Annotated in this window: 3 protein-coding genes; all 3 read right to left on the bottom strand. The window is 52.3% G+C overall.

The window, feature by feature from the left end; translation table 11 throughout:
- The 3 genes from OHL19_RS22525 to OHL19_RS22515 are packed head-to-tail and all read right to left on the bottom strand — an operon-like array spanning nucleotide 1 to nucleotide 13144.
- Complete coding sequence (locus tag OHL19_RS22525) at nucleotides 1-3336, bottom strand: non-ribosomal peptide synthetase (protein ID WP_263360098.1); 3336 nt, start codon at nucleotides 3334-3336, stop codon at nucleotides 1-3.
- The gene (locus tag OHL19_RS22520) at nucleotides 3333-9164 is read right to left on the bottom strand and encodes a type I polyketide synthase (protein ID WP_263360097.1); all 5832 of its coding nucleotides are present in this window, start codon (nucleotides 9162-9164) and stop codon (nucleotides 3333-3335) included. The genes OHL19_RS22525 and OHL19_RS22520 overlap by 4 nt, the downstream gene beginning before the upstream one ends.
- 41 nt (nucleotides 9165-9205) lie before the next feature.
- Nucleotides 9206-13144 (bottom strand): SDR family NAD(P)-dependent oxidoreductase, encoded by a 3939-nt coding sequence (locus OHL19_RS22515; protein ID WP_263360096.1) that lies wholly within the window; start codon nucleotides 13142-13144, stop codon nucleotides 9206-9208.
- Between the last annotated feature and the right edge of the window lie 241 nt (nucleotides 13145-13385).

Raw genomic sequence — 13385 nt, 5'->3', positions numbered from 1 at the left:
TTACTGACGTTTTTCCAGATGCGCGGCGAGCGATTCGATAGTCGGATAACGAAAGAGATCTACAACAGCGAGATTCGGATCGACTTGCTGACGTAGCTGAGCATGAACCTGCATGAGAAGAAGAGAATGACCGCCGAGGTCGAAGAAGTTGTCCGTGACACGGATGGAGTTCGAATGCAGCAGTTCAGACCAGACATTCAGCAACGTGCGCTCCATCTGATTTTTGGCAATAGCAGCCGAAGCTGATTGCTGCTTGGGCTGTTCAGGTGCAGGCAGTTTTTTGCGGTCAATTTTTCCATTTGGAGTAAGCGGAAATTCAGACAGCGTAATGAATACCGAAGGGAGCATGTACTCCGGCAGACGTTGCTGAAGCCATGTGCGTAGTTCACTTGCGGACAAGTCTTCGCTGTGCTTGACGTATGCAACAAGCCGCTGGGATGCGCCCTGACCATTCAGCACGACAGCGGCACGTAGTACCCGCGGATGACGTTCGATAACAGCTTCAATCTCACCCAGTTCAATACGATAGCCACGCAGCTTGATCTGCTGATCCGTGCGGCCGAGTAACTGGACTTGTCCATCATGGCGGTAACGCGCAAGATCACCGGTTCGATACATACGGCTGTTCGAAATTTGCGCGAATGGATTCGGGAGAAATCTTGCTTCGGTTAGTTCTGGCTGCCTCCAGTAGCCGCGTGCTACTCCGTCGCCCGCGATATATAACTCGCCCGCAACTCCACGCGGCGTAGGACGCTGGAAAGCATCCAGTATGTAAAACTGAGTGTTCGCGATGGGATGACCGATAAGGATAGGAACTTCGTCGTAAACGACTTGATGGGCCGCCGACCAGATCGTGGTTTCCGTAGGCCCGTAGAGGTTCCAGAGTGCGCTGCCTCGACTGAGAAGGCTCTCTGCAAGATCAGGCGATAACGCCTCGCCGCCGCACCACATTCGCAGATTGGACTTACCTGTCCAGCCTGATTCCACAAGCATGCGCCATGTGGATGGCGTCGCTTGCAGAATAGTGATATCGAACTCGCTTAATAACTCGGTAAGCGCCTGTGGATTGATCGCTTGCTCTCTCGTAGCCAGAACAAGTTTTGCGCCGGAGACCAAAGGCCCGAAGACCTCCAGGGCTGCAATGTCGAAAGATAGCGTAGTGACAGAGAGTAGCGTGTCTCCGCTGCGCAGGCCCGGCTCTTGCAGCATCGAGGCCAACAAGTTCACGAGCGCACCGTGTGTGATTTCCGTTCCCTTAGGTGTACCCGTAGAACCCGAGGTATAAATCATGTAGGCCAGATCTTCTGGTCTTGGTTCACTGTTCGAGTTTTCGAGAGTTGCAGTGATGGATGCTCCGACTCGCTCTCCGATTTCGATTGGCTCGTCGATCACGAGTATCCGAGCCTGGGTCTTTGGAAGAGCCGCAGCCAGGGAAGATTCAGTCAAGAGCAGTGGGACATTTGCATCGTTCAACAGAAATTCGATGCGATGCCCTGGGAATGCTGGATCGAGCGGAAGATATGCTCCTCCTGCTTTGAGCACTGCCAGTAGAGCGACCACCATGTTGAGGCTGCGAGAGAGATAGATTCCGGCGATGACTTCCCTGCCGATGCCGTGGAGTTTAAGGATCGCGGCGAGATGGTCAGACCGCTCGTTCAACTCGGCATAGGTCATGCTTTCGTCATTGGCCACGACTGCCGTCGCCGTGGGCTTAGAGGCAGCCTGGGCCCGAAACCATGCAGGAACAGTGGCATATTGGGGAGCAGGTGTAGCGGTATTGTTCCAATCCTCGATGAGTTGCTGATCTTCAAAATCACTGAGCAGAGGCAACATGCCGATGTGGCACATAGGATTAGCCACGGCTGCTTCGATAATGCGCACGAAATGACGCTGCATCTGCCGTATTGTTATCTCGTCAAAGAGGTCGGTGCTGTATTCAAAGTCACAACGATAGCCTTGCGGTCGCGGCCATATTTCAAGATTGAGATCGGCGCGTGCGATGCCCGGATCGATGTCAGCAATCTCTGCCGTCAGGGCTGCGAAATGCAACTCGGGCATCGGAAGATTTTGAAAGTTGAACATCGCTTGAACGAGCGGGTTATGACTTAAGGCTCGCTCCGGATGCAGCGCTTCAACCAATCGTTCGAATGGCACGTTTTGATGAGCAAAAGCAGACGTGGCTGTTTCCTGAATACGCTTGAGGAGTTCCGTAAAGGTGGGATTGCCGCTTAGATCACCGCGAAGAACAAGGTTGTTGACGAAAAATCCAACCTGCGTAGTAAATTCCTGGCGGGGACGGTTGGAAGTGCTGCTGCCTACCAGGATGTCTTCAACACCAGTGTAACGATATAGCAGCGTCTGAAAAGCCGCGAGAAATATCATGAAGACAGTTGTGCCTGTGACGCGGCTGAGTTCGCGAAGCTGTTGCGCCAGAGGCTCTTCTATATTGATGGCGATGCGATTGCCATTGAAGGTCTGGATGGCGGGACGCGGCCGGTCACAGGGCAATTCGAGTACAGGCAATTCGCCACTTAGGCGTTCAAGCCAGAAGGGCAACTGTCGGTCTGCGGCCTTGCGGCCTGCCTCCTGTTCCCATCGCACGTAATCTTGAAATTGAAACGAAGGTGTTGCAAGCGGTGATGGCTGTCCACTCACAAATGCGGCATAGAGCTGAGTTAGTTCCTGCGAAAGAATGCCGAGCGACCATCCATCAGAAACGATGTGATGCATGGCTACCACGAGCAGTGCGCGCTGCGATGAGACTTGAAAAAGTGAGGCGCGGAAGAGCGGTGGATGATCCAATCGAAACGGCTCACGAGCAGCAATACGGGCAAGACGACCTGCCTCTGATTTTGCTTCTTCCTCATTCAAGTGAGTGAGGTCTATGTTGGATAATTTCCAACTTGAGATATCTTTGATTTGCGCAAAAGGCTGACCGTTGCGCCCATAGAATCCGGTGCGTAATGAATCATGCCGCTCAACAATGGAGCGTAGAGATCGTTCAAGTGCTTCACGATTCAGTTGTCCATTGAGCCAGATGGAGATGACTACGTTGTATACAGGATTATCCGGGTCGAGTTGCGTAAAAAACCAGAGTCGCTGTTGCGAATGCGACAGCGGAAGTTCCGCCGATGGATTGGATGGAAGTTCGGAGGCGGTGGTCCTTTGAGTCTGGCGAAGGAAGGCAAGAATATCAGCCTTACGATCTGCGAGCTCCTGCCGAATCTCAGCAGTCACTACGCCCTTGGGCGCGTTGCACACCAGGCGGTCTTCAGTGATGCCGAGGGTGATGCCGAGGCTTCGCGTGTCGGATAGAAACTCGATCAGAGACTTCAAAGAACGATCTCCTCTTCATTCGAGGAATCGTGCCCGGCGAACTCACCTGTACGCGTGCCAACCATGAGCGCGTCGAGATAAGTAGAAGCCAGGCGCAGTGTCGGATATTCAAAAAGAAAGGTAGAAGGCAGATCGGAGCCGACGGCTTTCTGTAGTTCATTCTTAAGTTCGAGAGCCATGAGCGAATCCAAACCGAGTTCAGCGAATGGCTGATGTTCATGCAGTGGATATGCTGCATCCAGCATAAGTATGGTGAGGATGCGGGCTTTGACGTAATCCTGAATGAGACTCAACCGACGGTCAGAGGGTGCCTGCTCAAGAAGCACAGTGAGTGTTGGAAATTCAGGAACATGTGTGATCGTAGGCTGCGATACAAAAAGATTTTTGAGAAGCGGCCATCGGTAATGCGCCCTCTGCGGAGCGAGATACAAAGACCAATCGATTGGCAGCGCGGACACAGTGGGCAGTCCGCTAACTATCGCTTGTTGCATTAGCGCTAAGCCTTGCTCCGGAGAGATTGAGCCAAGCCCCAGGGATGCGGAGTGTTCTGGTCCTTTGATACGCGCGATACGCGTTGCCGCGCCAATCTCAGACCACGGACCCCAGGCGATGGTAGTTGCCGGAAGTCCCTGCTGATGGCGCAACTCTGCGAGAGCATCCAGAAATGCATTGGCCGCGGCATGGTTAGCCTGGCCCCCAGAGCCTAGAACGGAAGCTGCAGAACCGAAGAGAACAAAGAAGTCCAACTTATAACGCTGAGAAAATTCGTGTAGAAAATAACCGCCCTGCACTTTGGGGCCGAAGACTTTTGCAAAGCGTTCGGGAGACTGCTGCGAGAGGACGCCATCATCCAACGTGCCTGCGGAATGGATGATGCCTCGCAGGTCGATGGATGATTCGACGAACTCATTGAATAGATCCTGGACTTCAGCGCGTTGTGAAACATCAACGACACGGGTGTGAATGCGCGCTCCCGCTTCTTCAAGTTTGTGAATTTGATCACGAGCCTCCGTTGACGGATCGCTACGACCAATGAGGTAAAGCTCGGTTGCTCCGCGTTCGACAAGCCATTGAGCCGTGCGCAGGCCAAGACCGGCAAATGCACCGGTAACCAGATATGCGCCGCGTGAGCTTATATCGACTGCATGCTGCGCAACATTGCTTGCTGAGAGAGCGAGCCTGGGAATCAATGTCTGGCCGCTGTGCAAAGCGATGCTGTGCTCAGTCGTGCCCATGCGAATCAATCGTGCAAGTTGACTTAGATCTTCATCGGTAGCGAGACTTGGTAGATCGACGTGACAAAGAGCAAGATTTGGATGCTCGAGGTGCGCCACTCGGGCTATGGCTGCTGCGGTGCTGACAGAGAGGTCGATCGGTTCTGTGCCGCGGTTTGCATAGTTGCCCTGCGTGAGAAGCCAAATGTTTGGAACAGCCTTGCTTGTGCCAGTTGCACTGATTTCGAGAGCCTCCTGCAAAAAAGCCAGGACTATCGTTGCGTTCTCCAGGGTAGCTTCAGGGACATCTTTTGGGGCTGATGCATTTGGAAGAAACAGCACAATTGATTCAGGATGTGATGTTGTGCTTAGCAGACTTCGAAGCTGTTCACGAAGCTGCTGCAGTCCTGCTGATGTTTGCGGTATGAATGGAATTGCTATGCTGCCTGCGACTGAAACTCCAGCGTCGGTTAATGCATGTTGCATCCGAGACGTCAGCGCGCCAATGAGTACGGCAGAATGCGCTTCGATGTCGGTCTGTTCAATGAGCAGTTCATGAGGCAGTTGAGCGACAACGATGGTTTGATTGGATATAAGGCTGGAAGCTGGCCCATCCTCGCTGAGTGCTGATACTGAGTAGCCAAGTTCACTGAGTAGATCGATCCATTGCTGGCGCGCGATGAGTGGATAGCTCTCGCGGAGCTGCGTGTCATGAAAGCGCCACCAGCCATCGGTCATGCCAACAGTAAGGTCCCCGAAGCGAGAGGGAGTAGTGCCTTCGAGCAATACGAGCGTGCCACCAGGTCGCAGCAAGCGAGTTAGATGATTCAGGCTTTGACGGAGATCGACAGTAGCGTGAACCACGTTTGCTGCAAGGATCACATCGACACTATGCAGAGCGATTTCTGAGTAGCCAGATTCCTTCTCCAGATCCAACACACAATATTGGACAAAGGGATAGGACGCAAATTTTCTACGCGCCGCACTAAGGAATGCGGGTGAGATATCGGTGAAGATGTAGTCAACTCGATCAGACGACAGCTGTGAAAGAACCTGGGATGTCGTACTTCCCGTACCTGCTCCAACTTCGAGAATTTTAATACGTCGCGTGGCATCGCTAGAGATGTGCGCATCCACGATGCGCCGCAATACGGAGGCCATCGCTCGATTGAAAAGACCCGCTGCCGGTGACTCCTGATAGACCCGCTCAGATAACTCCATCAACCCTTGCGGAAAGAGTACTTCGAGAGGTTGCATGGTTCCCCGTAGTACTTCTGCAAGGTATTTGGATTGGGCAAGGAAATTAAGCTCGGCCGAGAACTGCGAGTATGTCGCCAGCAGACGGTTGTGTTCTGCGCCAAGATCTTCATCGGGGATTGAGAGAAACTCCCATGTATCGCTTGTACGAATCACTATGCCGTCCTCTTCAAGAATAGCGAGAAGACGATGAAGCAAACGTTCATGCTGAGGCGTGGCACCAAGCGCTACAGATAGATTTGGGCCGGTAATCCGTTGGCCTGCCTGGAGATTTACTCCCATCTTTTTTAGCGCATCGAGGATATAAAGCGCACAGAGATGATCCATCGCTGGCTTGAATTCAGGAAAGGCTGCAAGACTCGTAGAAAAAGCTGAGTCATCTAGAAGCGCTGTGATTTGATCTTCCGCGGCCTGAAGCACCCGTTCTGGCGAAATGAAAACTGGCCTTTCGTCGTCTCCTGCAGACCATTGAACTTCATAAAGACGTGGCGCATCGCCAGTGCTTTTTTGCTCCTCAATATCCGTCGATGCTGACGATGTGAGTGCAGCTTTTTCTGGTGTTTTTTTTAGTAAAGCCTGCTTCGTACTTACCCAATAGCGTTGACGCTGAAATGGATATGTTGGCAGAGCAAGTTTCTGTTTAGCTTGATCGCGATAAACGTTATCCCACGCGATCGGTGCACCGATCAAATAGATCTGCTGAAGCGCTTCAAACGCGCATTGCCATTCGTCACGGCCACGACGCAAGGCTGGTGTATTGGGGATGGCAAGATTTGGATAAGCAGCCTTTGCCATGCCTAGAAGAACGGGAGTTGGACCAATCTCAAGGAGAGCTGTCGGCTCTTGATCCAGCAGCGTAGCAAGGCCCGCCGCGAAGTTCACTGTACCGCGTATGTGGCGACGCCAATAAGACGCATCGATTTTTTCGGTCGGGGTGAAAAGCTGGCCTGAGACATTAGAGACAAACGGTATCTCGGATCTTCCGTATTGCAGCTTAGCCGCTTGATGCTCGAACTCATCAAGCATAGGATCCATCATTGGAGAATGGAAGGCATGGGAAACAGTGAGTACAAGAGACTTGATTCCCCGCTCGGCAAGCCTAGCTGCTATTGCGGTAATCTCCTCACTGAGGCCAGACAGGACTATGCTTTCAGGACCGTTACGCGCCGCAATGGAGACAGTGACTGGAAGCTTACCGATAGCCTGCATGATCACCGATTCACTTGCGCGCACAGCGATCATGCTTCCATTACGCGGCAACTGTCCCATAAGACGGCCACGCTCATAAGCAAGTGAAATCGCGGCATCAAGCGAGAAAACTCCAGCGAGACATGCGGCTACATATTCGCCAAGACTATGACCTAGCACGATGCTGGGATGAATTCCCCAGGACTGCCACATCTTTGCGAGAGCATACTCGAATGCGAAGAGAATTGGCTGAGTCCATGCCGTGTCATCGATGAGTTCGCGAGGAACATCGGGAGAGCCAAGTAGAACTGCCGAGAGCTTATGAGCGAGCCTTCCAGACAGCACCCTGTCGCACTCGTCAATGGCTCCGCGGAACACATTGTTCTGCTCATAATAGGCACGCCCCATGCCGACGTATTGAGATCCTTGTCCGGTAAACAAAAATGCAATTTGTGGATCTTGATAACCGGCAACAAAGCGATAAGCTGCAGACTTATTGAGATCTTCGGTACTGAGTTTTTCAAATTGCTTTACTGCATCTTCAATCGAGGACGCAAGAAAAGCAACGCGATATTGAAAATGCGAACGACACGCGTTGAGCGTATATGCAAAATCACTCAACGTTATTTTTGGATTCTCGCGTAGAAAGTGCGCGTAGTTGGCTAAGAGCGCAGAAAGTGCTGCTGGAGTCTTTGCCGAGGCAGTAAGCAGTGCGATAGCAGGTGCTGGATGGCCAGCCACCGAGGCAAGCGGCGCCTCTTCTATCACCATATGAACGTTGGTTCCGCTGAAGCCGAACGAACTCACTCCGGCTATGCGCGGGCGTGCGGTCCTCTGCCATGCAACTGCGTTGACAGGTATCTCAAAAGGTTGATCGAGCAAGGCCTCATTTTGACTGTCTGGAGTGACATGCAGATGAGCTGGAATTTGATTGTGCTGGAGTGCAAGTAGCACCTTGATCACGCTGGTTACACCTGCCGCGGCTTCAAGATGTCCAACGTTGGTCTTGACTGATCCAAGCTGCAGCTGCTTCACAGCGCTATCTGCTTTTGCGCGATCTTTACCAAAGACCTTTGCCAACGCGCCGAGTTCAATCGCGTCACCGAGGACCGTGCCTGTTCCATGCGCCTCTACATAATCCACGTCATTGGGAGCGATGTGCGCGTGAGCGAGCGCGGCCTTGACGACAGCCTCTTGAGAGGGACCGCTCGGCGCTGTTAGACCGCTGCTGCGACCGTCATGATTCGTAGCAGAACCACGAATGATCCCGAGGATACGATCTCCGTCTGCGCGAGCATCGGAGAGTCGCTTCAGCATCAGCATGCCGCAACCCTCCGCACGCACGAAGCCATCGGCAGAGCGAGAAAAAGTCTTGCATCGTCCATCAGGAGCCAGCATATGCGCCTGAGAAAGCATGATGGTTAGCTGCGGCGCGAGGATAGCATTCACTCCCCCGGCAAGAGCGCGCCGACACTCCTGATTGCGAAGACTCTGACATGCAAGATGAATGGCCATAGCGGAGGAAGAACAGGCCGTATCAACCGCTAGATTCGGACCTTTGAGGCCGAGAAAATACGAGATACGTCCGGCTGCGGTAGAGCGCGCCACGCCCGAGCCAGAATAGGCATCGAAGGCTTCGTCGTCACTTAGAGTAACAAGAGATGCATAGTCGTTTGTGCTCATACCAACGAAGACGCCTGTGGAACTCTCATCAAGTGTGTCAGCAGACTCGCCAGCAGTTTCGAGAGCTTCCCATGCGACCTCAAGCAGCATCCTTTGTTGCGGATCCATGCCGATGGCTTCGCGTGGAGCAATTCCAAAAAATGCTGGATCGAACTCCTCTACCTGGCGAACAAAGCCTCCCCATTTGGAAACAGACTTTCCAGGCGCGTCTGCATTGACATCGTAGAATGCATCGGCATCCCATCGAGAGGATGGAACTACTTCAATAGCATCCTTCGCATGAATGAGAATATTCCAGAATTCGTCTGCAGTATTAGCACCACCTGGCATACGGCAGGCAAGCCCCGTAACTGCGATTGGCTCTGGAACCGGATTTTCTCGAATGGCGAGGCGACGCTCCAGCTCTGCGGCTAGAAGAGCGAGTCGCTGAGGGGAGAGCTTCTGGATACGCTCCAGAAATGGGTTGGATGACTCGTCTATCGCCACTTACAAAACTCCTTCAGTGTTTACAGTTCCAAAAGGTCAGGTCAGCGAGAATTTTCTTTTCCAAGAAGTGCATCGACTTCATCGTCCGATAGCAACTCTATCTCGTCAAGGATACTCAATGGATCGTGATCGAACGATCCGACGCCAGCTAGATGAGGTTCATTTGCAGTCTGCGCAGCGGCGTCAGGAAGCTTAGGTGGCGCTGTCGAAAAGATTTCCTGATCGATGAAGCGCGTCAAGGCACGCAACGTTGGGTAGTCAAAGAGCAGACTTGATGAGAAGCGTGCTGCAAACAACGTAGCGAGGCTATTGCGTAACTCAATCGCGAGCAGTGAATCCATTCCAAGATCACTCATGGGCACATCAGGATCGATCTCTTCGTTCGTACGAAGATCAAGAGTCTTATGAACTAGTTCATCGACGATGCGCTGAATCGCAGCTTTTCTAGCTGCTGGATGTAACGCCCGTAACTCAATGGCTGACGGGAATACGCTCTTTATTGAAGACGCTGGAGATGGCTGAGGCCGATGCGATTTACCTGACCGATCCAAACTTATTTCATCCGCGTGCGATTCAAAGAGCTCGGCATATAGCGGATTAGAGTTCGTTTGAGAAGAGGTTGAACTGGATGCATGGTTCCGGTAATTGTGCCACTGGACATCGGCGATAGCTACTTGCGGACGCCAGGAATGGATCGCGCGTTTGAGAGCATCGAATGCGTCTGCCGAAGACATGGACTCCATGCCAGAGCGCGCGAGCTGACGCTGGAAAGACTCTCCTGCGGCCGCGCCTGTTTCTCCCCATGCGCCCCAGTTGATACTGAGCGCAGGCAGCCCGTCGATGAAGCGTTGATGCGCCAGGGCATCGAGAAATGCATTTGCAGCGCAGTGATTCGCTTGAGCACGAGAGCCAGCAATCGATGCCCAGGAGGAGAACAATACAAAGAATTCCAGCTTGCTGTTTTTGGTAAGAGAATGAAGGTTCCATGCACCATCGACCTTCGGACGCATGACCGTTGCGAAGCGGTTCCATGATTGTTCAGCGAGCGGCGCGTTATCGAGCACGCCAGCACAATGCCAGACTCCACGAAGATGAATACCTGCAGCAAGAACGACTTGCGTCGCCATTTCATAATCAGCAATATCGCCGTTGAATATGCGTACCGAAGCACCCTTTGCCTTGAGTTGCTCTATCACCTCAGTGGCGGACTGTTCAGCAGGTCTTCTGCCAATGAGGATCAAGTCGCGTGCGCCTTGAAGGACAAGCCACTCGGCCAGCTTTAGACCAATGCCGCGGAGTCCACCGGTGATGACATGTGCGCCGCTTGCGAAATCTTTTTCGGCGGAACAAACAACGACGCGGCCGATGTGCTTAGCTGCTGCCATGTAGCGAAAGGCTTGCTTGATCTCATCATTTTCAAAACGAGTGACGGGTAGCATGGGAAGAGTTCCAGTAGCCAGGTCATTCATCAAGGTAGTCAGCTTCGCCTTCACCCAAGGATCACGAGCGGCAAACAAAGGCGTGAGATCTGCTGCATGATAGCGAATGTTTGGCCATTGTTGCGCGATCAAATCCATGCCACGAATGTCCGTCTTGCCGAGTTCGATGAAAATTCCATCGGGCCGCAACAGACTGAGGCCTGCATCGACAGCATCCTCAGATAGCGAGTTTAGAACAACGTCTACTCCTCCGATGATCTGTTCTTTGAATATAAGAGTGCGGGAGTCGTAGACATTGGCAATGCCGAGGCTGCGCAGATATTCACGTTTTTGCTCGTTACCGGCAGTGGCAAAAACCTCAGCTCCTGCTCTCATCGCTATGAAAACGGCTGCTAATCCCACTCCGCCAGCCGCGGCGTGAATGAGAACTCGCTGACCTTTGCGAAGGCTAGCCATCTCCTGCAAGCAGTAGTCCGCTGTGAGATAAGCAATCGTCTGCCCCGCTGCATCAGCAAAAGATAACTGCGATGGTTTCGCTGCTACCAGGACACTCGATGTAATAGCGTGAGTCGCAAAACAACCAGGCGCAACAGCAACAACGGCATCCCCTACTTTAAGATTTTCCACTGAAGATCCGATGCGCGTCACTGTTCCAACGCAATCGGTACCGAGCACAGCACTATGATCCAACAACCCAGTGGCCTTGAGGACATCACGGAAGTTGAGTGCGGTTGCACTGACTGCTATCTCAACTTGATCTGCACTTAGATCGTGATGCGGAGCAGGTTCGTATACAAGAGATTCGATACCACCAGCAGTTTCTTTATTGGAATCGACATTCATGCCCAACGAAAGCTGCATCGGTTGGCTGCTCGATAGTCGCTCGTCTATTGGATGCCTGCCTAATCTCGCAACATGACGACGGCCAGATCGGATGGCTATTCGTAACTCTTCCGAGTCACTCATGATCTCGTCCGCAATCAAGTTGTTCCTCGATTGCGTAGAGGTGGGAACGATGTCAGTGTCGATGAAAGTGCATCGCAAAGCAGGAGCTTCCAAAGCAACTGCACACGCTATACCGAGTAGGGGCGTCTCCGCTAAGACTATCTCTGCCTTATCGTCGTCTGTGGCACAGGCATTGTTCGTAACGATATAAAGACGAGGTTTGATCTCTGTCGACTGAGCGGCAGAGTCAATGAGCATCTGCACCACTCCGAGGAATTCAAGCACTGAGTCTTTCATCGATTCAGTAGCTGGAGCCGTCCAATTGATTTCGGGAGCAGATGGAAAATAAACGACTCCGCTGTAATTAGAAAAGTTATGCCAGCATTCATTGGCCTTCGACGCTGTAGTGCTGGTCACGATCGCGCCGCGCTGACGCAGCAACACCTCGATTGGCTCAACTGCATCCGGAGGCCCAATGAGGAGGATGTGCTTCATGAGATGCAGCCCGCCTGCAAGGATCAATTCCTGGCGAGAGAATACGGAGTTCTTGTAGAGAGCAATGCTATCGGTCGCAGAAGGGATCGTGGAAACTCGATCGAATCCTGATTGCTTGAGGAATGTTTGCCATTGGCCGGATGCGAGCGCAGGATATTCGGGGCGAAGCTGGACATCTTTGAAGCACCACCAACCATCCAGTAAGCCGACGGTAATATCCGCCCATCTTTGCTTGCCCGTTACTTCAATCAGTAGAAGCTCTCCATCGTCGGCGAGGAGCGACTTCAAACGCTTGATGGTCATTTCAAGATCGGAGGTTGCGTGAAGAACATTTACAGCGATAACAATCGAAAACTTACCATCGATGCCTTGCGTTTCTGCATCATTCTCGAGATCAAATACTGAAGTACGAAGGAAAGCTTCATTGGCGAAGGCTTGATTTGCTCGACGAACCAGTAGAGGCGATATGTCGGTAAAAAGATATTCGTTCGGAGATAGGCCGGCGGCGCGCAGGGCTTCAATCACATGATGCGTAGTTGAGCCGGTGCCACCCCCAACTTCGAGAATTCGGATTGCCCGCGCTCCGCGAGCCTGAACAATACTGGTGACAGCCTTCGCCAGCATTTGATTGTAAACACGTGCTGGTGTGGCATCGCGATAAAGCCGCTCCGCCGTTTCGCTCGATCCTCCGGGGAAGACGAGCTCTCTGCCATCACGATGACCGGTGAGTACCTCGGCAAGCGCGATACCACAACGACTTACCATCTCTAACTCAGCTTCACCAAAGGGATAACGTTGCTTAAGTATTTGCAGATGGACTTGCGTATTAGTTACGGATGGTTCCGCGAAAACAAAGCCATCGCCGTCGCGATGCAATGCACCGATTTCTGTCGCAATCTCCAGCAGGCGTGCAAATAGCTGACCATGCTGATCTGCGATGCGCCAATGACTAGCTAATTCCTGAGCGCTCAACGGCTCTTGTTTTTTCGGCCAGCCAAGTCGCTGAAAAGCTTCGATAACATAGTCCGCCGAGAGATCTTCTAACTCGACAAAGAAAGTGTTGTAGTCCTGTATAAGCGGATCGAAAGCAATGCTTTGCACTTGCAAATTAAGCTCTGCGATGGTGCCTTCAATTGCAACGCTTTTAGCTATCTCCTGCAACGGTTGTTCTGGCCACGCAAGCTTATAAATTAGCGAAGATACGCCATTCTTTTTAGTTACATTTTTTCTAAACCGGATATTTTTAACATGAGCGATAGCCGATCCATTTGGATGAGTAATGGTGAGATCGGCAGCGAGAGTACTGGAGTCGATGCGGCGTGTGCGAACATGGCTCCAGCAG

Origin of the sequence: Acidicapsa ligni, from assembly GCF_025685655.1 — a bacterium.
Lineage (GTDB): Bacteria > Acidobacteriota > Terriglobia > Terriglobales > Acidobacteriaceae > Acidicapsa > Acidicapsa ligni.
This window is presented reverse-complemented; position numbering and strand designations above follow the sequence as displayed.